This is a genomic window from Halorubrum salsamenti (assembly GCF_007671685.1).
GTDB lineage: Archaea > Halobacteriota > Halobacteria > Halobacteriales > Haloferacaceae > Halorubrum > Halorubrum salsamenti.
In genome coordinates, this window is the sequence record NZ_VCNL01000002.1 from 813,655 (window position 1) to 839,202 (window position 25,548).

At 68.4% G+C, this 25,548-nt stretch carries 30 protein-coding genes and 2 tRNA genes; 16 read left to right on the forward strand and 16 right to left on the reverse strand.

The window, feature by feature from the left end:
- Nucleotides 1-13 precede the first annotated feature (13 nt).
- A complete protein-coding gene (locus FGL94_RS08660) occupies nt 14-697 on the reverse strand; it encodes an HAD family hydrolase (protein WP_144923489.1) in 684 nt (227 codons plus the stop codon).
- Between the two features lie 52 nt (nt 698-749).
- Nucleotides 750-890, reverse strand: a complete 141-nt coding sequence (locus FGL94_RS18260) for a hypothetical protein (protein WP_186313362.1) — start codon at nt 888-890, stop codon at nt 750-752.
- Between the two features lie 121 nt (nt 891-1,011).
- Here FGL94_RS18260 and FGL94_RS08665 point away from each other — a divergent pair, with 121 nt between their 5' ends.
- The gene (locus FGL94_RS08665) at nt 1,012-2,151 is read left to right on the forward strand and encodes a CBS domain-containing protein (RefSeq protein ID WP_144923491.1); all 1,140 of its coding nucleotides are present in this window, start codon (nt 1,012-1,014) and stop codon (nt 2,149-2,151) included.
- Nucleotides 2,152-2,308: 157 nt separating this feature from the next.
- Here FGL94_RS08665 and radB read toward each other — a convergent pair whose 3' ends face one another.
- Complete coding sequence (radB, locus tag FGL94_RS08670; protein ID WP_144923493.1) at nt 2,309-3,016, reverse strand: DNA repair and recombination protein RadB; 708 nt, start codon at nt 3,014-3,016, stop codon at nt 2,309-2,311.
- Nucleotides 3,017-3,213: 197 nt separating this feature from the next.
- Complete coding sequence (locus tag FGL94_RS08675; RefSeq protein ID WP_004046191.1) at nt 3,214-3,420, reverse strand: cold-shock protein; 207 nt, start codon at nt 3,418-3,420, stop codon at nt 3,214-3,216.
- A gap of 171 nt (nt 3,421-3,591) precedes the next feature.
- Between FGL94_RS08675 and FGL94_RS08680 the strand changes: the two genes are divergently transcribed.
- The 6 genes from FGL94_RS08680 to FGL94_RS08705 all read left to right on the forward strand — a co-directional run bounded on the left by FGL94_RS08680 (nt 3,592) and on the right by FGL94_RS08705 (nt 7,450).
- Nucleotides 3,592-4,287, forward strand: coding sequence for an SCO family protein (locus FGL94_RS08680; RefSeq protein ID WP_144923495.1), 696 nt, complete (start codon nt 3,592-3,594; stop codon nt 4,285-4,287).
- Nucleotides 4,284-4,853 (forward strand): TlpA family protein disulfide reductase, encoded by a 570-nt coding sequence (locus FGL94_RS08685; RefSeq protein ID WP_144923499.1) that lies wholly within the window; start codon nt 4,284-4,286, stop codon nt 4,851-4,853. Before FGL94_RS08680 ends, FGL94_RS08685 begins: the two co-directional genes overlap by 4 nt.
- 16 nt (nt 4,854-4,869) lie before the next feature.
- A complete protein-coding gene (locus FGL94_RS08690; RefSeq protein WP_144923502.1) occupies nt 4,870-5,535 on the forward strand; it encodes a cytochrome c biogenesis CcdA family protein in 666 nt (221 codons plus the stop codon).
- A 112-nt stretch (nt 5,536-5,647) separates the two neighbouring features.
- Complete coding sequence (locus tag FGL94_RS08695) at nt 5,648-6,304, forward strand: AIM24 family protein (RefSeq protein ID WP_144923505.1); 657 nt, start codon at nt 5,648-5,650, stop codon at nt 6,302-6,304.
- Between the two features lie 121 nt (nt 6,305-6,425).
- Entirely contained in the window at nt 6,426-6,614 is a 189-nt protein-coding gene (locus FGL94_RS08700) for a hypothetical protein (protein WP_144923508.1), read from the forward strand.
- On the forward strand, nt 6,611-7,450 hold the full coding sequence (locus tag FGL94_RS08705) for a glycerophosphodiester phosphodiesterase (protein ID WP_144923511.1): 840 nt from the start codon (nt 6,611-6,613) through the stop codon (nt 7,448-7,450). The genes FGL94_RS08700 and FGL94_RS08705 overlap by 4 nt, the downstream gene beginning before the upstream one ends.
- A 30-nt stretch (nt 7,451-7,480) precedes the next feature.
- On the opposite strand, the gene FGL94_RS08710 is transcribed toward FGL94_RS08705, so the two are convergent.
- A complete protein-coding gene (locus tag FGL94_RS08710) occupies nt 7,481-8,836 on the reverse strand; it encodes a sodium-dependent transporter (RefSeq protein WP_144923514.1) in 1,356 nt (451 codons plus the stop codon).
- Between the two features lie 198 nt (nt 8,837-9,034).
- On the opposite strand from FGL94_RS08710, the gene FGL94_RS08715 reads away from it, so the two are divergent.
- On the forward strand, nt 9,035-10,423 hold the full coding sequence (locus FGL94_RS08715; protein WP_144923517.1) for an NAD(P)/FAD-dependent oxidoreductase: 1,389 nt from the start codon (nt 9,035-9,037) through the stop codon (nt 10,421-10,423).
- Nucleotides 10,424-10,459: 36 nt separating this feature from the next.
- Here the strand turns inward: FGL94_RS08715 and FGL94_RS08720 are convergent, their stop codons facing one another.
- Entirely contained in the window at nt 10,460-11,581 is a 1,122-nt protein-coding gene (locus FGL94_RS08720; RefSeq protein ID WP_144923520.1) for a M24 family metallopeptidase, read from the reverse strand.
- A gap of 169 nt (nt 11,582-11,750) precedes the next feature.
- Between FGL94_RS08720 and FGL94_RS08725 the strand changes: the two genes are divergently transcribed.
- A tRNA-Val gene (locus tag FGL94_RS08725) sits at nt 11,751-11,825 on the forward strand.
- Between the two features lie 440 nt (nt 11,826-12,265).
- Here FGL94_RS08725 and FGL94_RS08735 read toward each other — a convergent pair.
- A complete protein-coding gene (locus FGL94_RS08735; protein ID WP_144923523.1) occupies nt 12,266-12,604 on the reverse strand; it encodes a DUF7344 domain-containing protein in 339 nt (112 codons plus the stop codon).
- 262 nt (nt 12,605-12,866) lie between these two features.
- On the opposite strand from FGL94_RS08735, the gene FGL94_RS08740 reads away from it, so the two are divergent.
- Entirely contained in the window at nt 12,867-13,217 is a 351-nt protein-coding gene (locus FGL94_RS08740; RefSeq protein WP_144923525.1) for a 4a-hydroxytetrahydrobiopterin dehydratase, read from the forward strand.
- Nucleotides 13,218-13,296: 79 nt separating this feature from the next.
- Nucleotides 13,297-13,779, forward strand: coding sequence for a hypothetical protein (locus FGL94_RS08745; protein WP_144923528.1), 483 nt, complete (start codon nt 13,297-13,299; stop codon nt 13,777-13,779).
- Nucleotides 13,780-13,823: 44 nt separating this feature from the next.
- On the opposite strand, the gene FGL94_RS08750 is transcribed toward FGL94_RS08745, so the two are convergent.
- From FGL94_RS08750 to FGL94_RS08770, 5 genes are all read right to left on the reverse strand, one after another.
- Entirely contained in the window at nt 13,824-14,729 is a 906-nt protein-coding gene (locus FGL94_RS08750; RefSeq protein WP_144923531.1) for an ATPase, read from the reverse strand.
- A complete protein-coding gene (locus FGL94_RS08755; RefSeq protein ID WP_144923534.1) occupies nt 14,726-15,055 on the reverse strand; it encodes a DUF5827 family protein in 330 nt (109 codons plus the stop codon). Before FGL94_RS08755 ends, FGL94_RS08750 begins: the two co-directional genes overlap by 4 nt.
- A gap of 153 nt (nt 15,056-15,208) precedes the next feature.
- Complete coding sequence (sod, locus tag FGL94_RS08760) at nt 15,209-15,808, reverse strand: superoxide dismutase (RefSeq protein ID WP_144923537.1); 600 nt, start codon at nt 15,806-15,808, stop codon at nt 15,209-15,211.
- A gap of 346 nt (nt 15,809-16,154) precedes the next feature.
- A tRNA-Ser gene (locus FGL94_RS08765) sits at nt 16,155-16,238 on the reverse strand.
- Nucleotides 16,239-16,264: 26 nt separating this feature from the next.
- Nucleotides 16,265-16,831: a hypothetical protein gene (locus FGL94_RS08770; protein ID WP_144923539.1), complete on the reverse strand. Its 567-nt coding sequence runs from the start codon at nt 16,829-16,831 to the stop codon at nt 16,265-16,267.
- A gap of 160 nt (nt 16,832-16,991) precedes the next feature.
- Here FGL94_RS08770 and FGL94_RS08775 point away from each other — a divergent pair, with 160 nt between their 5' ends.
- Nucleotides 16,992-17,684 carry an undecaprenyl diphosphate synthase family protein gene (locus FGL94_RS08775; RefSeq protein ID WP_144923543.1) on the forward strand — a complete coding sequence of 231 codons (693 nt, stop codon included), beginning with the start codon at nt 16,992-16,994 and terminating at the stop codon, nt 17,682-17,684.
- 51 nt (nt 17,685-17,735) lie between these two features.
- Here the strand turns inward: FGL94_RS08775 and FGL94_RS08780 are convergent, their stop codons facing one another.
- Nucleotides 17,736-18,902, reverse strand: a complete 1,167-nt coding sequence (locus tag FGL94_RS08780; protein WP_144923546.1) for an inorganic phosphate transporter — start codon at nt 18,900-18,902, stop codon at nt 17,736-17,738.
- 175 nt (nt 18,903-19,077) lie between these two features.
- Here FGL94_RS08780 and larC point away from each other — a divergent pair, with 175 nt between their 5' ends.
- Complete coding sequence (gene larC, locus FGL94_RS08785) at nt 19,078-20,547, forward strand: nickel pincer cofactor biosynthesis protein LarC (RefSeq protein WP_144923549.1); 1,470 nt, start codon at nt 19,078-19,080, stop codon at nt 20,545-20,547.
- 21 nt (nt 20,548-20,568) lie between these two features.
- Here the strand turns inward: larC and FGL94_RS08790 are convergent, their stop codons facing one another.
- Nucleotides 20,569-20,880: a hypothetical protein gene (locus FGL94_RS08790; protein WP_144923551.1), complete on the reverse strand. Its 312-nt coding sequence runs from the start codon at nt 20,878-20,880 to the stop codon at nt 20,569-20,571.
- A 538-nt stretch (nt 20,881-21,418) separates the two neighbouring features.
- Between FGL94_RS08790 and aspS the strand changes: the two genes are divergently transcribed.
- The 3 genes from aspS to FGL94_RS08805 all read left to right on the forward strand — a co-directional run bounded on the left by aspS (nt 21,419) and on the right by FGL94_RS08805 (nt 23,971).
- Nucleotides 21,419-22,723, forward strand: a complete 1,305-nt coding sequence (gene aspS, locus FGL94_RS08795) for an aspartate--tRNA(Asn) ligase (RefSeq protein WP_144923554.1) — start codon at nt 21,419-21,421, stop codon at nt 22,721-22,723.
- 200 nt (nt 22,724-22,923) lie between these two features.
- Complete coding sequence (locus tag FGL94_RS08800; protein ID WP_144923557.1) at nt 22,924-23,217, forward strand: hypothetical protein; 294 nt, start codon at nt 22,924-22,926, stop codon at nt 23,215-23,217.
- 1 nt (nt 23,218) lies between these two features.
- Nucleotides 23,219-23,971 carry a DUF4382 domain-containing protein gene (locus FGL94_RS08805; RefSeq protein ID WP_144923560.1) on the forward strand — a complete coding sequence of 251 codons (753 nt, stop codon included), beginning with the start codon at nt 23,219-23,221 and terminating at the stop codon, nt 23,969-23,971.
- A 271-nt stretch (nt 23,972-24,242) separates the two neighbouring features.
- Here the strand turns inward: FGL94_RS08805 and FGL94_RS08810 are convergent, their stop codons facing one another.
- The gene (locus tag FGL94_RS08810; protein ID WP_144923563.1) at nt 24,243-24,920 is read right to left on the reverse strand and encodes a TVP38/TMEM64 family protein; all 678 of its coding nucleotides are present in this window, start codon (nt 24,918-24,920) and stop codon (nt 24,243-24,245) included.
- Nucleotides 24,921-24,982: 62 nt separating this feature from the next.
- Complete coding sequence (locus FGL94_RS08815) at nt 24,983-25,510, reverse strand: hypothetical protein (protein WP_144923566.1); 528 nt, start codon at nt 25,508-25,510, stop codon at nt 24,983-24,985.
- Nucleotides 25,511-25,548: the final 38 nt, after the last annotated feature.

Below are 25,548 nucleotides of genomic sequence, written 5' to 3' on the forward strand. Positions count from 1 at the left end.
TCCGGTCGCCGGTTCAGATCTCCCCGTCGGCGTCGACCGGGGTTCGCCCGCAGATGCTCACGAGGTCGTGGAGGTCGTCGATCTCGTAGGTGGGCTGACAGGACAGTTCCGTCGACCGTCGGTGCGGGCGCCGGACGAACGCGGAGTCGATCCCGGCGTTGTCAGCGGCGTGGATGTCCGACTCGTTGTCGCCGACGAAGATCGCGGTCTCGGCACCGAGGTCCTCGAGGGCGCGTTCGAGGTAGTACGGCGACGGCTTCTTCCGCGAGAGGCTGGCGATCGAGGGCTCGCGGCCGTACGCGACCTCGAACCGCCCGGAGAGCCCGAAGTGATCGAGGACCGCGTCGACGGTCGCTTGCTGGTTCGAGGAGACGACCCCGAGCGAGGCGTCGAGGTGGCGAAGCGCTTCGACGTCGTCGTAGGGGGTCTTGCGCCCGCTCCGCGCCGCGTCGACCTGCGCGGTTGCAGCGGTCTCGTCGCGGACCCGCCAGAACTCGACCGGGTCGAGCTCGTAGCGCTCGCAGATGTCCGTCAGGGTGGCGGGGTCGACGCCGACGGCGATGTCGTCGACGTGAGCGAGGTCCGGGTCCTCGACGCCGAGGCTCACGAAGGCGTCCCAAGCGGCCTCCCGAAGGGTGTCGAACGGGGTCCGACCGACGAGGACCCCGTCCTTATCGAGGACGACGGCGTCGTACACGACCCCCTCTCCGTCGGTAACCGGCAAAAAGCTTTCACCGGCCCGACGGGCCTCACGCGCCCAGCAGCCTGAGCACGAGACCGACGATCAGGACGACCGTGCCGACGAACAGGCCGATAAACGGGATCGGAACCGGTAGCGGGACTACGATGAGCAGGAGCCCGATCGCGATCAGCGCGGTAGATAGTCTCATGCATATCTTTCGCCGCCCGAACGGAAAGGTATTGAGGTGCTTGTCCCGTGAGGTCGATCCCATTGGCGGGCACACCTCCCGCACTTTCAATACCCGGCGCGTCCAACCCTCGAATTGGACCATGAATATTGTTGATATCGCGGTGCCGGAGTACGTCGAGGTCGACGTCAGCGAACGACTCGCCAAGGTCCGGTCCATCTTCGAGCGCGAAAATCCGAAGGGGATCGTCGTCACCGAGGACGGCGAGTACGCGGGCGTCGTGGGCGAGAAACAGCTCATGCGCTCCCGGATGGAGGACGACACCAAGGTGTCGGCCGTGATGAAGTCGGCGCCGTCGGTCGACCGCCACGAGGACCTCCGCGAGACCGCCCGCCTGCTCGTCGAGGGCGACGTGAAGATCGCCCCGGTGTACGAGGGCGAGAAGCTCTACGGGATCGTCACCGTCGACCAGATCCTCGAGGCCGTCCTCGACAGCCTCGACGCGATCACCGTCGGTCAGATCGCGACCGAGGACGTGATCGGGATCAACGAGAAGGACAGCGTCGGGAGCGCGATCAACCGCCTCCGCGAGAACGGGATCTCTCGACTCCCCGCGCTCGACGAGGACGGCCAGCTCGTCGGCGTCGTGACCACCAACGACATCGTCGAGTTCGTCGTCCGCGACCAGGAGCGACAGGGCAGCGGCGACCGCGCGGGCGACATCGACCGGATGCTCGACATCCCGGTCTACGACATCATGTCGAGCCCCGTGGTCACCGCGACCGCCGACGAGACCGCGGAGGCCGTCGTTCAGCGCATGTTCGACAACAACATCTCCGGGCTGGTCGTCACGCCCAAGGGCGCCGACACCGTCGCCGGCATGGTGACGAAGACCGACGTGTTGCGCGCGCTCACGTTCACCGAGGAGGACTCGATGGACGTGCAGATCACCAACGTCGAACTGCTGGACACGACCTCCCGCGAACACATCGTCGAGTCCATCGAGCAGGTCGCGAACAAGTACGCGGACATGCACGTCATCCACGCGCACGTCCGGCTCCACGCCCACAAGGAGAAGCTCCGCGGCACTCCCCTGATCCAGTGTCAGATCCGCCTCCGCACCAACGAGGGACAGGTCGGCGGCTCCGGCGAGGGGTACGGCGCCGAGCACGCCTTCCACGTCGCGCTCGACAAGTTGGAGCGCAACGTCTTAGAGATCAAAGGCGTCAACGCCGACGAGGAGTACCGCGGACAGCTCCTCCGCAAGCTCGGCCAGCTGTAAGGCGATAGCGCCCGACGCGACGGCATCGGTTCCGTCGCCGTCGACCGGCTCCGACCGTTTCGTCGCGGCGGCTCCCGCTTCCGCCTCCGTCTTCGCCCTCATTTTCGCCGCTATTTCCTCTCCGCGTCGTCCGCATCCGGTTCGCCACGCGCGACGCTTACGCGTCCGTGCCTTCGGCGAGTCCGTCGGCGACGATCCGGAAGGTGGCGGTGTCGCCCGCGGGCTTCGAGCGGTGCTTTTCGAGGGTCGCACGCCGGTTCCCGCCGCGAAATCGGTCGACGCGGAGGATTGCACCGGTCCAGTGGTTGAGGGTGTTGCCGCCGAGCGCGCGGTCGCGGTCACTGTCGGGATCGGTGAACACCTGGTTCGTGATGACGACGGCGATCTCGTGTCGCCGAGCCAGAGACAGGAGGTGCGTCACCTGCTTTGCGACCTTGCGGAGCGACTGGCCGCCCTCGGTGTCGCCGGCGCGCTCCAGTCGGTAAAAGCCCGTCGCGGAGTCCAACACGATCAGCTCGACCTCCTCGGCGAGCTCCTCGGCGTCGCGGACGGCCTCGCGCTGGTCGTCGAAGTCGTACGCCTCCGAGATCACCAGCCGCGAGGCGATCTCCTCGACCGTCTCGTCGGCGTCGGGACGGTCGGCTCGCCCCGCGGCCATCTGCTCGAACCGATCGATGGAGAGCCCCTCGGTGTCGACGTAGAGGGCGCGGTCGCCGCCGGCCGCGACTTCGACGGCCGCGGCGAGCGCGAGGTTCGTCTTACCGGCCGCGGGCGGGCCGTACACCTGCGTGACGACCCCGCGCTCGAACCCCCCGCCCAACAGGTCGTCGACCGGCTGACAGCCGGTCGGGATCGGATCGCTCACTGACGAGGGGTTCGCTCGCGCTCGTATTTAAATGGTCGATCGCGGAGAGGACGGGACGATACGCGTCGCCCGTCAGAGGAAGCGCCGTCGCTCGTCGAGAGTTTATAAGTGTGAAAGAAACGGAGATGGCGTCGATCACGTCGAGCGACAGCCGAGATCCGGTGGTGCGTGCGGACGCGGTGTCCGCGACAGAATCGTTAGTTGCGCGTCAGGTTCGTCGCTCGGGGTCCCTTGGGGGACGACTCGATGTCGAATTCCACTTCCTGACCCTCCTCGAGGTCCGGGCCGCCGACGTCTTCCATGTGGAAGAACACGTCTTCGTCGTCGTCGAGGTCGCCGTCGTCAGTCGAGATGAAACCGTAGCCGCCAGTGTCGTTGAAGAAGTCAACCTTACCGTTTGCCATTGCAAACAAACGTACTGCCCGTTCGGGGATAACCCTTGCGAGGGTCACGGTACCACGACCGTCTCGAGACGGGGTCACACCCGCCCGGAGACGCGATCGCGCGCCTGTGTTCAGCGCGTGCCATCAGCCGCGGGGTTCATTTACGAGCGACCACGTAAGTCGGACAACGACATGGAACGCCGCCACTTCCTCCGCTCGCTCGCCGCCACCGGCGTCGTCGCCGGCACGACCGCTACGGCCGGCTGTACCGGAGTCCTCGGCGGCTCCGGCGCCGAGGGAACGGTTCTCGGTCCGCCGGAACAGACCCGGGGCGACCCGGTCCACCCGATTCACGGCGACGAGATGCCCGAGTTCAGCGTCCCCGATCCGATCACGGGCGAAGAGATATCGACGGCGCAGTTCGAGGACGAACGCGCGTTCCTGTGGACCTCCTTCTACACGAACTGCCCCGACGGCGTCTGTCCGGCGCTGATCCTCCGACTCCGGCGGGTTCAGGAGGTCGCCGCCGAGGAGGGATTCGGCGACGAGGCCGCGTTCCTGCCGCTCACGTTCGATCCCGAGCGCGATACCGAGGAAGTCCTCCGCGAGTACGCCAGCGAACGCGGAGTCGACCTCGACGCCGGCAACTGGCACTTCCTCCGACCCGAGAGCTACGAGGCGGGCGTGGAGCTGATGGACGAGAACTTCGGACTCAAGATCGAGAAGACGAACGGGTCAGAGTACGAGAACTTGGAGTACGCGTTCCCGCACTACGGGCTGATCCTCCTCGTCAACAAACGGGGGATCGTCGAGCGGGCGTACCCGCGCGGCCCGGCAACCGACGTCGAACGGATCGTCGACGACTTCCGGCGGGTGGTCACGGCGTGAGGCGACGGCACCTGCTGGCCGGGCTCGCGAGCGTCGGGGTTCTCGGCGGAGCGGGCGCCGTCGCGACCGGCGGGGTACCAGACGCGATCGGCGGCGACCCCGCCGGGAGTCAAACCAGCGGTGACGAACCGGAGCCGATCGAGCCGGTGACGCTCGACACCATCGAGGCACCGGGTAGCCGCGACGGCGAGGTAACGCTACCCGCCCCCGACCGGCCGACGTTCGTCGACTTCTTCGGGACGTGGTGTCCCCCCTGCGCCGAGCAGATGCCGGCCCTCGCGGAGGCCCACGATCGGATCGGCGACGAGGTGTTATTCGTCTCAGTGACGACACAGGATGTCGGTGATGCGGTCAGTGAGGAGACGATCGTCGACTGGTGGTCGGAACACGACGGGGACTGGCTCGTCGCGGCCGACGTGACGGCTGAACTCGCGTCGCGGTTTCCGATCGGCAGCTACCCGAGCGCGCGGGCCATGGACGCCTCGGGACGCGTCCGCTGGGCCACCTCCGGGACGCACACCACGGAGGAGTTCGTCGCCGGCATCGAGAAGGCACTCGACCGATGAAGCGGCAGGTCGACAGATGACCGACGTCTCGCTCGCGACCAACGTCCCGTTCGCCGTGACCGCGGGGGTCGCGACGTTCTTCTCCCCGTGCGCGTACCCGCTGTTGCCGGGGTACGTCGGATTCTACGTGAACTCCGTCGACGCCGATTCCGCGTCGGTCCTCGGGGCGGGCGTTCGCGGCGTCGCCGCCGCGGTCGGCGTGTTGGCGACGTTCGCGCTGCTGGCCGGCGCCACCGTCCGGGTGGGCTACTCGACGCTGTCGAACATCACCGTCTTCGAGACGCTCGTCGGCGCGTTGCTCATCGTCTTCGGGCTGCTCGTGGTGTCCGGGCGTGCCCCGTCGATCTCGGTGCCGCTGCCGAAGCGACGGACCGGCGTGTTCGGGTTCGGCCTGTTCGGCTCGGGGTACGCGCTGGCCGGTGCCGGCTGCGTGGCGCCGGTGTTCCTCGGCGTCGTGGCCCGTGCGATCTCGCTCCCGTCAGAGGCGGCGCTCCTCGTCCTCTCGGTGTACGCCGGCACCGTCGCCGTCCTCATGGCCGCGACGACCGTCGCGACGGGCGTAGGGCTCATCAGCAACGCCAATCGGGTGATGACCCACGCCGACACGCTGAAGCGGTTCGCGGGCGCGGTGATGGTCGCCGCGGGCGTCGGACAGCTGTACCTCTCGCTCGTCGTGTACTGACCGACGGCGGCGCCGTCCGACCCGTGGGGAGATCCCCCACGCCTCCCGTACATTCTTAAACTACACCGCGGAATTTCCCCACAGCCGAACCGAACGGTTCGGTCCCCGCAACATGAATCTCGATCAGTTCACCGCCGAGAACGCACCGACAGCGAGCGACGAGCCGTTCCAGCGCGAGAACAGCTACACCTTAGACGTCGACGTCGACGGCACCGTGATGGCGAAGGCCGGGTCCATGGTCGCGTACACGGGCGACGTCTCGTTCACCGGGAAGGCATCGGCCGAAGGGGGGATCAAGGGATTCCTCAAAGAGGCGACGACGGGCGAGGGAACCCCCATCATGGCCGTCGAGGGCGAGGGTCACGTCTACTTCGCGGACGACGGCAAGAAGGTACAGGTCGTCGAGCTCGGTGCCGGCGAGTCGATCACGGTCAACGGCGAGGACGTGCTCGCGTTCGAGGAGTCGCTCTCGTACGAGATCAGCACCATCGACAGCCTCGCGGGAGCGCTCGCGGGCGGCTTCAGCAACGTCTACCTCGAGGGGCCGGGCTACGTGGCGCTCACCACCCACGGCGACCCGATCGTCTTGGAACCGCCTGTCGCGACCGATCCGAGCGCGACCGTCGCGTGGGGCGGTACCTCCCCGAACGTGGAGGTCAACCGGAGCCTCTCGGACATGATCGGACAGGAATCCGGCGAGCGCTACCAGATGCGGTTCGACGGACCGGACGGGTTCGTCGTGGTCCAGCCGCGCGAGGAACACGTCTGACCGGCTCGCTCCGCGTTCCCCGTCTTCCTCGCGCCCCGTCTCCATGCGCTTCGTCCTGCGCTCTCCCGTCTCCCCGCGCCGACGGCTATCTTTTTGTCTCAGGCCTCCAAGCCGCCGATCGATGGACGAGCGCGCCGAGCCCGACGACTCCCCGGACGAGCCGGATCCGACTCGGAATGAGGAGACGGAGAGCGACTCCGCCGCGAACGGCGACGGTACCGAGGACTCGTCCGGCGCGCTCGCACGGGCCAGAACGGTCGGCGCCGAAGCAGTCGGTGCCGTCGTCGATGCCGTGCTCGACGCGCTATGACCCGGATCACAGACGGCGAACCGCTCTTATTCGCCCACCGCGGATTCGCCGGGGAGAACCCCGAGAACACCGTCGCGGCGGTCGAAGCGGCCGCGGGCGTCGACGGGACCGACGGGGTCGAGATCGACGTGGTCCCAACCGCCGACGGCGACCCGGTCGTCTTCCACGACGCGCTCCTGTCCGGTCGCGGCGGCCCTCCCGGCGCGTCCGACGACCGCGGGCTCACCGACGCTACTGGGGTCGTCTGGGAGACCGACACCGCGACCGTCACCGCGGCCGAGGTGCTTGACAGCGGGGAGACCGTGCCGCTTCTCGGCGACCTCCTCGACGCGATCCCCTCTCGGGTCGGCGTGAACGTAGAGCTCAAGAACCCCGGACGGGACCGCTCTGCGCTCCGACCCGACGAGGCGCTGGCTCCGGACGCGCTGGCGGAGCAACGAGCGGTCTGGCGTCCGTTTGTCGAACGAGTGTTGACAATTGTCGAGGGACGGAAAAACGACCTGCTGATCTCGTCGTTCCACGAGGCCGCGCTCGCCGCGACGCGGGAGCTGTCCGAAATTGCTGTCGCGCCGCTGTTTTCGGAGTCGGTCGAGGACGCGCTAGCGATCGCCCGGCGGTACGACGCGGCCGCCGTGCATCCCCCGATCGATGCGATTCGGGGAACGCCGTTCTTCGACCCGTCCCGGTTCGGCGACCGTCTCCTCGTCGACGCCGCGCACGACGCGGGGCGCGCGGTGAACGTCTGGACGGTCGAGACGTGGTTCGAGGCCGACCGGCTCGCGGCGGCCGGCGTCGACGGGGTGATCGCCGACTACTCGACCCTCGAAAAGCGCTGAAAACGAGAGCCGATCGTCGCTCGTTTCCGCCTACCGCGCCGCCAGCCAGTCCGCGAAGCTTCCGGTGAGGAAGTCGGCGTAGTCGACGATCCCGAGGTACAGCGAGACGACGACGACGATCACGATCGGGATCCGGACCGCCCAGATCCACGCGTCGCCGAGGCCGCCGATGTCGGCGATGCCCTTCCGGAGTTCCTCGCGGGCGATGTCCGGGATCACCCACCCGACGAACAGCGAGAGCAGTAGCGAGCCGAGGACGAGCAGTATTCCGTCCGCGAGCAGGTCGTACAGGTCGAGGAAGATCAGGTCGATCGTCACCGGCACGCCGAGCAGGAAGACGGCGACGCCCAGCGCGACCGACGCCGGAATCCGAGCGACGCCGACCTCGTCGATCAGGTAGGAGACGAGCACTTCGAGGATGCTGATCGCAGACGAGAGCGCGGCGATGCCGACCATGCCGAAGAACACGACGCCGATGGCTCGGCCGCCGGGGATCCCAGCGAACGCCGAGGTGAGACTCACGAAGATCGCGCCCGGGCCACCCGTGCCCGGCTCGATCCCGACGGTGAAGAGGACGGGGAAGACGACGAAGCCGACGAGGACGGCGACGAGCGTATCGAGAGCGGCGATAATGCCGGCGTCTGACGCCAGATTCCGGTCCTCACCGAGGTAGGAGGCGTAGGTGATCATCACGCCCATCCCGAGCGAGAGGGTGAAGAAGGCCTGTCCGGCGGCGGCGGGCAGGATCTCGGTCCAGTTCGCCGCGATCGTCCCGAAATCCGGCGAGAGGTAGTAACTGTACGCCGCACTCGCGCCGTCGAGGGTGAATCCGTAGACGGCCAGCCCCAGGAGCAACAGGAGGATGGCGGGGACCATCACCTTCACGCTCAGCTCGATGCCGCGCCTGACGCCGGCGGCGATGATGCCGATGACGAGCGTCATGAACACGGCGTGGAAGAGGAGCGTGTCGAGGCCGGTCGAGACCGTCCCGAACAGCGCGCTCGCCTCGGCCGGATCGGTGATCGTGAACCCTTCGGTGAGGCCGATGAGGGTGTATCGGAGGAACCACCCGGCGACGACGCTGTAGTACGAGAGGATTATGAAGCCGGTGACGACGAACAGCCAGCCGACGTACGACCACGCGCCGCTACCGAGTTCCCGGAGCGCGCCGACGGGGTTCCGGTCGGTCCGACGGCCGATCACGAACTCGACGAGGATCGCCGGGAACCCGATCAGCGCGACGAACGCCAGATAGGTGATCAGAAACGACGATCCGCCGTACTGGCCGGTGATGAAGGGGAACCGCCAGATGTTCCCCAGCCCGACCGCGCTGCCGACCGCGGCGAGAATGAATCCCGCCCGCGTTGCCCATGTCTCGCGTGCCATTTGTGTGCAAGATTGAAACCTCGGACCCCGTAAAAACGTGTCTCTCCGCCGCCCTAACCAGTAATCATCAAACATGATCAATCGGTCACCGGGGCAGCAGCGAGGGCGTTTCGGTGTCTCGCGTCAGCGCCGACGCCGGTGTCGCGACGTCCCGTCGGGGACCGTGAATTTAATAGCCGGACAGCAACCTCACGGGGTATGGAACGCGTAGACGTCGCGATCGTGGGTGGCGGTCCGGCCGGGTCCGCCGCAGCGCACGCGGCCGCGACCGGCGGCGCCGACGCGCTCGTGCTCGAAAAGGGGGTTCCCCGCGCCGACCGCGGCCGGCTCGGTCCCGACTCGACCGACGCCGCGGGCATCCTCGACTACTGGGTCGACATCATGGGGATCCACCCCGACGAGTTCGACGAAGGCGTCGTCCAGCGCGAGCTGAATCGCGCGGAGTTCCGCGGACCGGACGAGTCGGCGACGCTCACGAGCACCGGGATCGACTCCTCGTACGACAAGTTCGGCTACACCTTCCACCGCGCCCGGTTCGACGACTGGCTCCGCGACCGCGCCGAGGACGCCGGCGCCGAGTACCGCGCCGGCGTGTCGGTCCGCGGCGTCGACACCGATCCCGCCGTTTCGCCCGGAAGCGACGAGCCCCGACACGCCGTCGAACTCGCGTCCGGGGACACGGTGGGCGCCGACTTCGTCGTGCTCGCCGACGGGCCCCAGCGCACGGTGACGAACCGGGTGCTCGACGAGTACCTCCCAGCGGACGCGGCCGCCTCCGACCGACTCGCCTCCCGGACGGCGAACCACATCGCGTATCAGGAGTACCGCCGCGTCCCCGAGGAAGTGTACGAGGCGGTGAACGACGCCATCGTCTTCTGGTGGGGCGTGATGCCCGGCGAGACCGCGTACCCGTGGATCTTCCCGAACGCCGACCGGGTCTGCCGGATCGGGCTCACGATGCCGATCGGCCTCGACATCGACGAGTTCGACCGAGGCGCGTACGCCCTGCTCGACGCCGACGACGAGTCGGTCCCGCAGGGCGGCGAGTACGTCCGTCGCCTCCTCGAGTGGCAGTACGGCGACGAGTACGACGTCGAGGAGGACTTCCCGCTCGTCGAGGACGCCGGCAAGCGGAACGGCACCGAGACGTACCCGATCTCCTCGACGCGCCCCATCGACTCGCCGACCGAGGTCGGGATCGCGGTCGCCGGCGGCGCGATGGGTACCACCTCCGCCTTCCACGAGGGCGGCGACCACGTCGCGGTCCGCACCGGCGCGATCGCGGGCGAGCTCGCCGCCGCGGGCGACATGGCCCCCTACAACCGGCGGTGGAAGGAGGCGATCGGCGACGAGATCGTCCGGAACGTGACGATGGCTGACATGGTCGCCGACTACGAGCCCGACGACTGGAACCGGGTCATCGGCGCGGCCGACGCGATGCTCGCGGCGGAGACCGGCGACGGGCTCCTCTCGCAGCCGTACCGCTCCGGCTGGGAGTCGGTGAAGCTCATGGTCGGCTACAAGTGGAACAAGCGCCGCGTGAAGAAGGACTACGTCGGGATCGACGAGAGCGAGTACGTCTACTGACGCGGCGCGATCATTTTCCGCGGTCGCCGGCGGCGGCTAGCGGATGACCGGCGCGGACAGCTCCCGCGGTTCGGTCGCGATCCCGTCGACGTCGACCGGTTCCACCTCGTGGGTCGGCCACTGGCCCGTCTTCGTCAGCGTCTCGGTCCGGTCGGGCGCCACGAGGTGGGTGTCCTCGCTTTTCGCTCCCTGTACGGTCGGGTTCCACGCGTAGCCCATCGGCCACCGGACCGTCTCGTCGCTCTCGGGGGTCGCGATCCACTCGCGGCCCGCGAAGCCCGCCGCGCCGCCCTGGTGGTGTTCGCGCCACTCCCCAGAGAAGCCGACCGCGTCGTACGCCTCCCGGATCGCGTCGAACACGTCGCCGGCGGTGTCCGGATCGGCGGAGTCGGTGAGATCGCCGGCCGCGGCGGCTTCGGTCGCCGCGAGCGCGGTCGCCTCGACGCGGGCGGCCGCGCGGTGGCGCTCCTCCAGCCAGTCGGGGGCGTCGAACGCGACGGTGCGGGTCAGGGAGGCGTACAGCCCCGCGCGCTCGGCGGTGACGGACACGAGCGCGTAGTCGCCGAGCGTCGCGTCGCTCGGGGTGTAGTGGCGGTACCGCTGGGCGCGTTCCGCGCCGCCGACGAGCACGACCGGGGTGTCCACGTCGCGGGATGCAAGCGAGATATCGATCCCGGCGGCGACCTCGTACTCCGGGTCCTCCGGTTCGAGGTTGCGGCAGACCGTTTCGAGGGCGGCGGCGGCCTCCCGGCCGAGCTCGCGGTAGCGCTCGACGTCGTCGTCGGTGAGCGGCTGGCGGAGCCGGCTCCCGTCGACGCGCTCGAAGCCCGGCACGTCGAAGTCGGCGGCCGCGGGTGCGGGAGAGCGCTCCCCGACGGCCTCGGCCAGCGAGTTCGCGTGCCACGGGAACGACTCGACGGCGACGGCGTCGGGGAGCTCCTCGTCGGCGAGCCGGTTCGCCTCGATGTCGTCGGTGATCACTCGGAGATCGCCGTCGTAGCCGGCGGCGGCGATCCCGAAGTCGGCGTCGGCGTCGACGACGTTGTCGCCGCCGGTGAGCCACGCGAACCCGTTGGGCTTGGCGAACCACACCGCTTCGAGCCCGCGATCGTCGAGGTACGCGTCGAGCCTCTCGGTGCGGGCGGCGAGATCGACCATATCCGATGACTCTCCCGGAGCCAGTAAAACCGGTCGGAACCGCTCCGCTCCGCGGAAAATCGGAGACCGGGACCGGAAAATCAGCCGACCGCACCCTCACACCGGCGGCCGAAACGAAAGGTTCAATTACGTCCCCCGGAAACGAGGAGATGCGTCAGTAAGCCCCTGCGGGTTGGTAGTCTAGTCCGGTTATGACACCTCCTTGACATGGAGGAGGCCGGCAGTTCAAATCTGCCCCAACCCACTCCCTTATAAGCGAAAACCGCACGACGGCGAGAGACACTTATATCGTTAGGGGATCTTTATAAAGTCCTCCCGCGGAATCCGACGGAGAGGCCGATGTCGTCTGCGATTTCTGCGGCTTCCCGATCGACGGCGAGATCGACAGCTGTCCGGCTCGCGATATTGAAAGTCAAAACGCGGGATTTCCTCTGACATGGTACCCCCGAAGTACCATTAATATGTTCGTTCAAAACTGCGAAATAAGTTGTGATATTAACGGCGATGGAGGCGGTCGAGGTCCCGCTCGGGACAGTACAGAATTTGCTCGATCGCCGTGACTGGTACGTTGAGCGCGAAAAGATGGCCGAAAAGGGTTCTTCTAGTAAGTGATACGCTCTCGCGGCCGTGCCGAATACAAAGCGTGCAGCTATCAAACGAGGTGCACGAGAGTGCACTCGGTTTTCAGGTGCCGGGAGTGTGTGTCTCCGGTGTTGATTCAAGGAGTCTGCTGAGGAGTTCATCACCGGAGTATCGGATCGTCTCGGAGCGAGAGTCGTAATCAAACGCATCGATCGTGGCGAGCTTTGGAAGGTGGCTGTGGTGGAGGTTGATTGCGATTGTATCAGGCTCGTCTGACGTCGGGTCCTGCTTCCGAAGGTGGCTCACCACATCACTGACCGGCACGTGGTCTGTCTCGCTTTCTTGCAGGAACTGAATGAGACACCGACGCTCGTACCGGGTTAACAGTGCGAATCGTTGGTCGATTTCTTCGGTGGTATACTCCTCTTTCATCTCATCCATTACATTTCTCATGAACATGTTAGTATAAAGTATTGTTCTGATTGATGCTTCTAGGGAACGGCTAGAACTCGGCGTCGGCGCTCGACGCGGAGCGGACTCGCGAGCTGACGGTGAGTGAGCGGCTCGTCGAGAACGACGACGGCGAGAGGTATTCATCCCATCACCCGAGGTTGTTGTGGCCGCTTGCTGAGTTCGACAGACGTCCGTTCCCGCCGAACCGATCCGCGGAAGGTACAAGCCGTTCGTCGCCCAAGAGTGTGATATGTCATCACCGCTCGCTGACGAGCCGGTCGAGCCGGCCGACGAGGGAACCGAGCCGTTAACCGACGACGAGTACGCCGAGTACCTCGCCGAGATCGGTTCGGCGTGGGAAGTCGTCGACGACCACCACCTCGAAGCGACCTACGAGTTCGACGACTTCGCGGAGGCGCTGGCGTTCACGAACGAGATCGGCGAGCTCGCCGAGGAGGAGTGGCACCACCCCGACATCCACCTCTCGTGGGGCGAGGTGGCCGTCGAGATGTGGAGCCACGAGGTCGGCGGGCTCCACGAGTCCGACTTCGTGATGGCCGCGCGGATGGACCGGATCTACGACGGGTACGACGACGACTGAGCCGCGATCGGGAGACGGTCGTCGAAGGGCCGCCGAAGCAACGAACGGCTTTAAACCCCTCCCGACGGAAATAGGGGTAATGAGCGCGAACGTCTTCCTGGTCCCGATCGACCCGGAGAACTTCGATCGAACGGTCCGGTCCGCGGTCGACCTCACCGAGTACGACGACCGCCCGGACGCCCTCGCCGACCTCGACGAGGCCCGCCTGTGGGCCGTCGACGACGACAGCGGCAACGGCTCGACGTTCGAGCGGATGGAAGAAGGCGACCTCCTCCTCTTCTACCACGACGACGAGTACCTCGCCACCGGTCGGATCGGGACGGCCTTCGAGGACGAGGACCGCTGGGTCTCCAGCACGTTCTGGACCGCGTTCCCGACGACACGCGTGTACACGGTCACCGACTTCACGGCCGTCTCCGCCCCGAAGCGCGCGGTCAACGCCATCTTCGACTACTCCAAGTCGTACACCCCCGGCTTCATGCGCGTCGCCGACAGTCGGGTGAACGCCGATCTCTCCTCGATCGAGTCCGCGATCGACCACTACTCGAAGCGGAACGCCTGAGTACACCGTTAGCGTTTTCTTCCGAGTTACTGTCCGATCTCTCGCTAGACGGCGTCGAACAGCGTCTCGTAGGCCGAACCGTAGCGTTCCGCGACGCGGTTCGGATCCCCTCGTTCGTCACCGGACAGCGCCGGCAGGTCGACGGTCGCCAGCGGCTCGATCATCTCCGTCACGGTCCCGGTGTGCTCCTCCATCGCTCCCTCGCGCGGGCCGCCGGACGCGACCCGGCGCGCCTTCGCGTACCGGTCGCCGGCGTAGATCCGCGCGCGGCCCGGGTCGACGATCGCGACCGCGTCGGGCTCGACCGGTCCCTCCCGCGGGAGCGGCCCGGCGATGTCCGCGTACGACTCGACGACCACGGGGACCGCCGCCGCCGAGACACGGGCCGCGAGGCGGTCGAACGCCGGGAGGTAGTCGGCCGCCATCACGTCGTTGAACGCCGCCACGTCGTCGACGCGGGTCGCCTCCGCCAGCGGGAGTCGGTCGGCGAGCCCGTCGGGGAGCAGCCCCGCGGCCTCGGCCGCCCCGTTGACGACGAACCGGGAGCCGTCCTCGGTCGTCACCCGATCGCAGAGGAACGTCCGATCCGTGTCGCCCAGCATGCCGGTTCGGCCGGGCGTCGGCCGCCAGAGTCGGTGGACGGGGTTGATAGACTCCGGAGTGATCGCCTCGGGAGGGCTCCGATCGCCGACGGTCGGGAGCGGTCGCGTGCTCGCGGCCGCGAGGCGCCGCGCGTCCTTCCCGTAGAGCCGGCCCGAATCGGTCGCGATCCGGTAGTCGTCGTGGTCGTACCAGTAGTCGTTGCCGGCGCGGGGTTTGATCCCGACCGCGTCGCCGGCGCGGGCGGCGAGGCTCGCGGCCAGCCCGGTCGAAAACGTCGTTTTGCCGGCGTCGACGCGGGCGCCACCGGCGACGAGGACCACCGGGGCGTCGTGTCGCTCCCGGCTCACGCTCCGTCTTGCGGGTCGACGTTTTCGCTCTCCCCCTCTCCCTCGTCCCCGTCGACCGCGTGCGGCGCGACCCCGTAGTAGCCGGGGCCGTCCTCCGCCAGCGGCTCCGCGATCACGAGGTCCTCGGCGTGAGTCATCACCCACGGGATCGCCCAGTCGATCAGCACGGCCTCGGTGTCGGGGTCGACCTCGGCGTCAGGCTCCAACTCCTGCAGCAGTCGGGCGATCTCGGGGATCGTGTACATCTGATCGGGCTCGAACAGCTCCGCGGGCTCGTAGAAGTCACACGGATAGGTCGCGTCGAACGTCGACTTCGGCTCGGGCATGGGCGCCGCTACGGCGTCGTCTCCGTAAACGCTGCCGATACGGACGGCACCGAACGGCTCCTCACTCCGAGAGACGACGCTATCGCTCAGCGGTCGGGGTTCGAAAATATTCGGGGTTTCGACGCGCGTCGCGGCGCGTTCGGGCGGAGAGCGTTACTCGAAGAGCTCGACGGCCTGCTCGTAGCGGGTCGCGGGCTCGTCCCAGTCGACGACCTCGAAGAAGTTGTCGACGAACTCGCCGCGGGCCGGGCCGTAGTCGTGGTAGTAGGAGTGCTCCCACACGTCCAGCGCCAGGATCGGGTGGCCGCCCCAGATCGCGCCCTGGTCGTGCTTGTCCACCACGACGTTCCGAAGCTGGTTCGAGAACGTGTCGTACACGAGCAGCGCCCAGCCGGACGCGCCCGAGGCCGCCGCCTCGAACTCGCCCTTCCACGCCTCGTACGAGCCGAAGTCCTCCTCGATCCGGTCGGCCAGCGCGCCCTCGGGCTCGTCGCCGCCCTCGGGGCTCATGTTCTGCCAGAACAGGTCGTGCAGAATGTGTCCCGAGGAGTTGTGCGTCACGTTCCGAATAGCGCCCGCAGACGACGAGAAGTCGTGCTCCTCGCGGTTCGCTTCGAGCGTCTCCTCCGCCGAGTTCCATCCGTTCACGTACCCTTGGTGGTGGGTGTCGTGATGCCATTCCAGCACCTGCTCGGAAATGTGCGGCTCCAGCGCGTCGTAATCGTACGGCAGCGGATCGAGTTCGTAGCTCATCGTTGAATCACCTGTCAGTTACATGGCTCGGAAACCTGTTAAAGATAATGCGGCACACGATACCACGCGTCACCGGACGAGACGGATCTCGAATGTGGCGGACCGAGAGCGCTGGGCTCGCGGTTCAGGCCGTGCGGGATCGCGGAAGCGAGTCGATCGGCCTCGACGCCGATCCGAGACGTAACTGAAAGAGGTTTCTTTTTGTCGTGCGAGACGCGCGCGACGCGGTGGGCGCCGCGCGCTGACGGTGGGACTGGGATTCGAACCACGGTCGCTCCCTATCGATCGCTCTCTGATTCGAATCGCCGCACGAAACGCACGCGGCGCGGGGTGCGCCGCGCGCTGACGGTGGGACTGGGATTCGAACCCAGGAAGCCGTGAGGCTACCGGTTTTCAAGACCGGCGCAATGGGCCACTCTGCCATCCCACCGCACTCGGACCGTCGGGGGCGTCCGACTAAGGGGTGTCGGTGTCGGTCGCGTCGGTGGCGCCGGTCGCGTTCGTCGCCTCGCTCTCGTCGCCCCCCCGAAGCCGGTAGTGGATCGCGAACACGACGAGGGCGGCGAGGACCGGCGGGACGACGCCGGCGATCTGCGGGAGCCCGTAGAGGGCGCCGACGACGGCCGACTCGGTCGGCTCGCGGAGCTCCGCCGGCGCGGAGATGATCAGCCCGACGTACAGCGAGAGGAGGAACAGGAATCCGCCGTACGCGAGCTTCCGGTCGTATCCCGACTTCACGGGGTCGCCGCGGCGGTGTCGGCGAGCGACGAACAGCAGGGGCGCGAGCAGGGGCGCGACCGCGGCGAACCCGGCGATCACGTACAGCGACCGAGAGAACAGGAACGTTCCGCCCTGTACCTCCGCGGTCTCGGCCATCCAGACGACGAGCGCGAGGGAGACCACCGTCGCGATCAGTCCGGCCGCGAGCGCCCCGATCACGCCGTACACGCGCATCGTCCACGACTCCGTCTCGCGGATCGCGTAGGGGATCGCGCCGAACACCCCGCGGTAGCTGTCTGCCATCGCCGCCGCTACGGGCGACGGCGAATTAAACCCCTCGTCGCCGGCCGCGTCCGGTTCGAGTGCCGCGGTCGGCGCTTTTTTCCCGGGAGTCGTGACGCCCGGGAACGCCGCGACGTCCTGGTGACGTGATCTTTTATACTCCGCAGTGGGACCTTCCAACGTGGGCCTGTACGACACGTACCTCGCCGTTCGCCACCGCCTCCACGACGGCGACCCGCCCGAACACGTCGCGATCGTCATCACCGAGCGCGACCTCCTCGCCGACGGCGCGTTCGACACCCTCTCGGCGTCGCTCGGGTGGGCCTTCGAGTACGGCGCGGACCGCGTCACCGTCTCGGTGTCCGTGCTTGACGCCGCCGTCGTCCCGACGCTCGTCCGCGAACTCCGTCAGGTTGACGCCCCCCGACGGCTCGTCGTTCGGGGACCGGAAGACGCGGCGCTCGACGGGGGCGCGGCCGATTTCGAACGCGACGCCGAAAGCGGCGCCGGAAGTGGCACCGGACAGCGGGTGCGCGACGAGCGATCGAGTGACGCGCCGATCCGGATCACGGTCGGGCTCGGCGGCAAGGCCGAGTTCGCGGCCGCGGTCCGGGAGCTCGCGGCCGACGTGGACGTCGGCGACCTCGATCCGGAGTCGATCGACGCCGCCGACATCTCGGACCGGCTGGTGTTCCCCGAGGAGCCGGACCTCGTGATCAAGACCGGAGCCGAGCGGCTCTCCGACTTCGCCATCTGGCAGTCGGTGTACGCCGAGCTCTACTTCACTGACGTGAACTGGCGAGACTTCAGAAAGCGGGACTACCTCCGGGCGGTGCTCGACTTTCAGGACCGACAGCGCCGGTTCGGTCGGTGAGCGCGGGGCGTCCACGCGCTCCCCCGTTCCCCCGCTCGCGGCGGCGCGTCCTCACCAGACGAACCGGAACAGGAGCGTGAACGTGACGAGCGCACCGACCGTCGAGAGGATCGGGACGACGTTCTGCATCAGCACGACGCGCGCGCTCGTGCTCGGGTTGAACAGGTCCGACGCGGAGGGGATGTCCGACGGGTCGCCCTCGCCGATCGGTCCCGTCTCGTCGGCCTTCAGCGCGCCGACGGAGACCTTCGGCTCCTTCTCGCCGCTGATCCCCTGTTTGACCGTCACGGTCCGCGTCGCGCGTCCCCACCCGAGGCCGACGATCGACATCGTCGCGATGATGACGAACGACGCCGGGATCCCCACCGCCGAGAGGCTGATGACGATCCCGGAGGAGACGCAGGCGACGACGATCGCCGCGGTGAGCGGGAGGTCGGTGATGTCGTTGCCGAGCGTGTCGAGCGTCCGGCGCGCGATCGTGAACGCGCCGACCGCGACGGCGGCGCTCCCGAGGAGGATCATCGGCGTCATCTCGACGTTATCGAGCGCGACGAGCGGCGCGATCGCGTTCGCGATGTTCGACGTGCCCGAGGAGAAGGCCATCAGACAGCCGATCGCGATGACGACGAAGCCGCCGACCAGCTCGCGGCGCGTCGTGTTCGGCCCCGGGACGGGCGTCGGGACGAGCCCCGACCGGTCGAACTCGAACAGCGCGCCGTCGGTGCTCTCGATCGCCACCCAGCTGTCGATCGCGGGGTAGAAGTACCGACCGACGACGCCGGAGACCCAGAACCCGATGATCGGCGCGACGATCCACCAGATGGCGATCTCGCCCATCACGGCCCGGTCGAGGGTGCCGGTCGCCAGCCCCAGCCCGGCGATGGCGCCGACCGCCGTCATCGACGTCGACGCGGGCACGCCGGCGAAGTTCCCGACGAACAGCGCGCCGCCGATGAAAAAGAGGACGACGATGCTCGTCTCCAGCGTGAACACGTTCCCGCCGGTGACCAGGTCCTCGCCGAGCGTCGTCACGACGCGCTGTCCGAGCGTCCCCGCGCCGATAAAGAAGAACACCGACATCAGCGCCGCGGCGCCCGACTTCGAGATCACGTCCGCGCCGACCGCCGGCCCGAACGCCGGCCCGGTCGTCGCGCCGCCGATGTTGTATCCGACGAACGCCGCGACCACGAACCCGACGAGAAGTAAGACCTCAACCATATACTCCCACAACGACACACGGCGGGTTAAACGAACAGGTTTCCGCGTCCCGACAGAAGCACCGAAGACCCGACGAACGACGGTATCGGGAGAATCGCTTAAAAGTCGGACGCGGAGCGGATCACCGTGAGTCTGATACCGGGAGTATTTGTTCCGCGGTTGCCTCCGATCGGTCATGCGAACGCTCGTTTTCGACGGTCGGACCGGCGCCGCCGGCGACATGATCTGCGCCGCGCTGATCGCGGCCGGCGCCGACCCCGACGCCCTCGCGCCCGTGGCCGATCGGCTTCCGGTCCGGTACGAGGTCGGGGAGACGACCAAAAACGGGATCCGGGCGACGACCGTCGACGTGCTTCTCGACGGCGACGGCGATGGGGACAGCGATGACGACAGCGACGGCCACACTCACGGTGGCGGTCACACTCCCGATCACACCCATGAGCACGGCCACGACCACTCTCACGCCGACTCCGAACACGACCACTCCCACGAACACGACGATTCCGAACACACCCATAGCGACCGCGAACACACCCATAGCGACCGCGAACACGCCGAAGGGGCCGGCGTCCACCGCAGCTACCCCGAGGTCGTCGGGGTCGTTGAGTCGATGGACCTCCCCGACTCGGTCGAATCGGTCGCGCTCGACGCCTTCGAGCGCCTCGGCCGAGCGGAGGCGTCGGTCCACGGCACCGACCTCGACGAGACCCACTTCCACGAGGTCGGCGCCGACGACGCGATCGCCGACGTGGTCGGCGCGGCGCTGCTGCTCGACGACCTCGGTCCCGATCGGGTCGTGACGACTCCGGTCGCGACGGGCGGCGGCGAGGTGGAGATGAGCCACGGCGTCTACCCGGTCCCCGCGCCGGCGACGACCGAGATCGCGGCCGGCGCCGACTTCGCGGTGGTCGGCGGGCCGGTCGACCGCGAACTGCTCACGCCCACGGGCGCCGCGATCCTCGCCGCGGTCGCCGAGGGCGCCGACGCGATCCCCGGCCTCGCCGTCGACGCCGCCGGGTACGGCGCGGGCGACGCGACCTTCCCGGAGCATCCGAACGTCCTTCGGGCGCTGGTCGGCGAGGGGAGCGAGTCGGAGGCCGAGAATCATGTTCACGGCCACGCTCACGGGCACGGCGGCGCGGCCCACCGGGGCGACGACCGCACCCGCGGCCTCGTCCACGACGAGATCGCGGTCCTCGAAACGAACCTCGACGACGCCGCCCCCGAGGTGCTCGGCGGGCTTCAGGAGACGCTCGAGCACGCCGGCGCGCGCGACGTGACGATCGTCCCGACCACGATGAAGAAGTCGCGGCCGGGCCACCTCGTGAAGGTGATCTGCAAGCCCGAGGACGCCGAGGCGGTCGCGGAGCGGCTCGCCCGGGAGACGGGGACCCTCGGAGTCCGTCAGTCCGGCGCGAGCCACCGGTGGATCGCCGAGCGCGACTTCGAGGCGGCGGCGCTCTCGGTCGACGGCGACGACCACGAAGTGGCGGTGAAAGTCGCGTCGACCGCCGACGGCGACGTGTACGACGTGAGCGCCGAGTACGACGACGCCGCCGCGGTCGCCGAAGCGACCGGGCTCCCGGTTCGGGACGTGCTCCGCCGGGCGGAGCGAGACGTGCGGGACCGACTCGGAGCGGAGTAGGGCCCGACCGAAGTCCCCCGGTCAGCCCGGCGGTTCGACCCGCTCGACCCGTTCCGGTTCGACGCCGAACGCGTCGGCCAACCGGTCGGCGACGCGCTCTGCGACGCGCTCGGCGGATCGGTCCGCGTCCGGGACCGCGAGGGTCGCGACCGCCTCGACCGTCGTGTCGTTGAGCCCGGGCTGGAGGCCGGCGATCGACAGGTCCTCGACGTCGACGCCGTCGACTCGATCCAGTTGCGCGCGGGCGCCGGCGGCGAGGTCGCCGGCGGCCGCCTGCGAGACGCGAACCGTCACGGTCGCTTCCACGGTCTCCGTGTGGATGGCTGCTGCCATGAGCCCCCCGCCGCGAGTCGAACGCGGCGCGGACCGGTCCGCGGCCTCGAACGCGGGTCCGTTACGGGCAGACCCGACGCTCGCGAGGGGAACACGGTCGCGTCCGGCGGTCGGTGATCACCGAGCGACACAGCGACGGCTGGAGAAGTCGGGAGGCGGTCCGTCCCGCGGGGAACTCCCCCAGCCGACGCGCGTCACGCGGTCGGGCGGACGGACCGTGTCTCCGGAATCCCGTAGCCGTTCCAGCCGAGGGACGCGCCGCTGACGGGGGCGGCGGACGCCGAGACGGCGGAACGGAAGCGGGTCATACGTGGACTCCGGCGGCGCAAAGCGCCGTTATCGCTCCGATATGTCGGATGGCTATTAAATCTATGGCGTCCATGTGAAATGGTACCAACCATCTTATAGATGCGGGAGCGTTCCGCCGAGTCAGGGGCGCAAATCCCGCGCAGATGACCCAGATCGGCCGGTTCCGGCGAGGGCGAGACGACAGGCCTATGACGAACGCCCGACCAGTTGCGCGTAAGCAGCCACCGTTATGATCGAGCGAATCCACACGTCGGACGTCGAACCGGACGCGGACGAGGTCGCCATCGCCGGCCACGTCCACGAGATCCGCGACCTGGGAGGCCTCGTCTTCCTCATCGTGCGCGACCGCGAGGGGCTCATCCAGATCGTCTTCAAGGAGGAGCGCGAGCCGGAGCTGTTCGAGGCCGTCCAGGACGTCGGCGCCGAGGACGTGGTCCGCGTGGTCGGCGAGCCGCTGGAGAGCGATCAGGCGCCCGGCGGCGTCGAGATCGCGCCCACCGAGTACGAGGTCATCGACGAGGCCGACTCCCCGCTCCCCTTAGAGATCTCGAAGGACATCGAGGTCGACCTCTCGACCCGGCTCGACAACCGCGCGCTCGACCTCCGCAAGCCGGAGACGCTCGCCGTGTTCACCCTGCGCTCGAAGCTGATGACGGCGATGGAGGAGTGGTTCGACGACGAAGGCTTCGTCGACATCAAGACCCCGCTCATCTCGAAGGGCGGCGCCGAGGGCGGCGCCGAGCTGTTCCCCATCCTCTACTACAACCAGGACGCGTTCCTCTCGCAGAGCCCCCAGCTGTACAAGCAGATGCTGATGGCGTCGGGCTACGAGGCCGTCTACGAGACGGGCACCGCGTTCCGCGCCGAGGACTTCGCGACCTCCCGGCACGTCTCCGAGATCGCGATGTTCGACGTCGAGCTCGCGTACATCGACGACCACGACGACGTGATGGACGTACAGGAGGAGTCGCTGCGCCACGCGCTCCGCGCGGCCGCCGAGAACGCCGAACGCGAGCTCGACCTGCTCGACGTCGACCTCGACGTCCCCGAGGACGACTTCCCGCGGATCACCTTCGACGAGGCGCTCGACATCCTCGAGACCGAGTTCGGCCACTTCCCGGACGACCCGACCGACCTCGACACGAAGGGCGAGAAGCTGCTCGGCCAGCACTTCGAGGAGCGGGGCCACCCCGCGTTCTTCGTTGTCGGCTACCCCGACGAGAAGTTCTACTACATGCAGGACGTGCCCGAGGACGACATCGCCTCGCGGAAGTTCGACCTCATTTATAAGGGCCAGGAGCTCTCCTCGGGCGGCCAGCGCGAGCACGACGTCGACCGCATGGTCGATGTCATGGAGGAGGAGGGCGTCGAGACCGCCAACTTCGAATTTTACATCGAGGCGCTCAGCTTCGGCACCCCGCCGCACGGCGGCTACGGGCTCGGCATCGACCGGCTCGTCCAGAAGGTCGCCGACCTCGACAACATCAAGGAGGCGATCATGTTCCCGCGCGACCCGAACCGACTGGAGCCCTGACCCGGTCGAAGTCCACTGACGCGGTTCGCGCTCGCGGTGTCGATCCGGCCGATAGGCGGGCTCTTTTATAAACGACCGTCGATCGCTCCGAATTCACGCCGTCAGGCCGCCTTCCGTCGATTAAACCGAGTTAAATCGGGCGTAATTGGGCTGAACGGCTCGGGGTATTAAAGGTAACAGCGGCCCGAGCGGAGACCGTCATGAACGCGATCCGAACGACACTGATCGTGGCGCTCGCCACGGTGGTACTGATCGGGACCGGCGCGGCCGCCGGTGCCGTCGCGGCGACGTCCGGACCGGACAACGCCTCGGGCGACGCGGGACCGCCGAGCGACCTGCCGGATCAGGTTCCGGACTTCGTCGGCGACATCCTGAGTAGCGTGAACGACTTCCTCTCCGGCGGCGGCGACGACCTCGGTGAGAACGTGAGCGACGAGGCCGGCAACGGAACCGGTGCGGACGGCGGCGAGGATGACGGGGAGGAGGGTGCGTAACGTGACGGACCGCACGCCCGACCTCGACGCGCTCGACCGGCGGACCTACCTGCAGGCGACCGGCGCCGCCGCGCTCGGCGTGTCCGGCCTCGCCGGCTGCGTCGGTCGCGCGACCGGGACGCTCGCGACCGCCGTCACCGACCAGCCCGCAGACATCGGTGACTTCGAGTCGCTCGTGGTCACCGTCGAAGGGATCTGGCTCGGTCCCGAGGGCGCCGAGAGCGGCGCGGACGGGAACGAGACGGACGACGGGAACGCGACCAACGCCGATGGTACCGACGGCAACGAGACCGATGACGGGAGCGACGGGGAGGACGACGAGGAGGGCGGCGAACCCTCCGGCCGCGAGTACCTCGAGTTCGACGAGGCGCAGGAGGCCGACCTCGTCCGGCTACAGAACGGGGAGACGAAGCTGATCGACGAGCGCGAGCTTTCGGTCGGTACGTACCGGTTCCTCCAGCTCGACGTCTCGAACGCCGACGGCACCCTAGAGGGCGGCGACGAGGCCGCGGTCGACCTCCCGGGGAACGCCCCGCTGACGTTCAACGCGGGGTTCGACGTTCGCGAGAACACCCGAACGGTGTTCACCGCCGACTTCGCCCCCGTCCGGCGCGGGAACGGGCGGTACCTCTTGCGACCGGTCCCGAGCGGGATCGAGGTCGACTACGAGGAGACGGACGGCGAGTCCGGAGACGGCAACGGAACGGACGACGACACCGACGGAACCAACGCGAGCGACGACGAGACGGCGTAGTCGCCGACCCGTCGCACACCCCTCGGTCCCCCGTTGAAGCCGCGGTCCGATCGCACCAATCGGCGAGCGGTCCGACCGCGTCGACCGCGGCTTCGGGGTCAGGGCTGGGAGCGGTCCCGGGATTCGGGGACCAGGGGAATGCACGCTGAGATCGGTCCCTCTTCGGAGGCACACGACCCGTTCGATCGTCCCGCCGCGGCGCTACGCGCCGGGACGGTCGGGTTTCGTTCGACGCGACGGAGCGAGACGACGTGCGCCGTACCCACGCCGGTCACGCGGTCGGCGACGCGCGATCTCTTATAAACGTTCGATACAGCGGTCCGACGAGCAGCAGCGTTCCGAGGCCAGCCATCGCGACTAACGCGGTCGGATCGATCGAGGCGACGCCCCCGTCCGCGAGCCGGGTGACGGAGACCCCGATCGCGACGCCGACGACCGCCCACGGGAGCTCTCCGAACGCCGTGCCGACGAGCAGGGACCGGAGGCGGATCCCCGACCCGCCGGCGGCGACGGAGACGGCGTCCGAGGGGACCGGCAGCAGCCGGCTCGCGGTGACCGCCCGAACGCCGCCGGTGGTCGCGGCCAGCCGCTCGCCGGCGTCGCAGAGTCGGTCGGCGACCCGCGATCCCTCGCGGGCTCGGACGCGCCCGGCCCGCGCGAGCCAGTACGGCGGAAGCGCGGTCGCGACCATCGCGGCGACGCCGAGCGGGAGCCCGGCCCATCCGTACCCGAAGCCGGCGACGACGGCGAGCAGCGTCGTGGGCCACGCGAGAAACGGCCTGATCGCCGTCAGCGCGACCAGCGCGGCCCCGAACCGGACGGGATCGTCGGCGAGCCACGTCAACGGCCCGAGCACGGCGTCGGGTGAGACGACCCACGCGAGCGCCGCGAACGCGGCCAGCGCGACCCCCGCGAGTGCGTACCCGACGATCCCGGTTCGACGATTCACGAGCGGTGGTGTTCCCTCGGGCGATAAACGCTTTGTGGAGCGTCTCGGCATTTTAAGAGACCTCACTCATCGATGAACTCCCGTCGGAACGCCGTCGAGAGGTGCTCCCGCTGCCACGCCTCGATCTCGGTCTCGTCGAGGCGGGACGCCCAGAGCGCGAGCAGGCCGACGGCGAAGGCGACCCCGGGGAGGATCAGCGCGGCGGCGTCGACGAACAGCCCCGGCCGAAAGAGGAAGAGGGCGATCCGGTCTCGGAACGCGACCCACGCCGGCCCGAACGTGACCCACCGAAACGCGGTCGGGACGACCGCCACGGTCCCGACCGGGTAGACGAACGCGTCCGCCACCGGCCCGCCCCTGCCCCGGACGAACCCGGCGGCGTAGAACCCCCAGCAGGCCAGCGACGCGACCGCGGAGGCGACCCGTCGGGGACCGTCCGGTGCGCCGTGATCGAGGGCGCCGATCTCGAACAGGAGCGCGGCGGCGCCGACGTAGCCGATCAGGCAGGCGAGGGCGCCGCCGACGAGGACGCCGGCGTGGGCGGTCCGCGACTGGTTCGCGAACGGGGCCAAACCGATCGGAAGCGACATGGGCGGAAGATGCGACCGACCGGCGGTTGAAGCTTGCG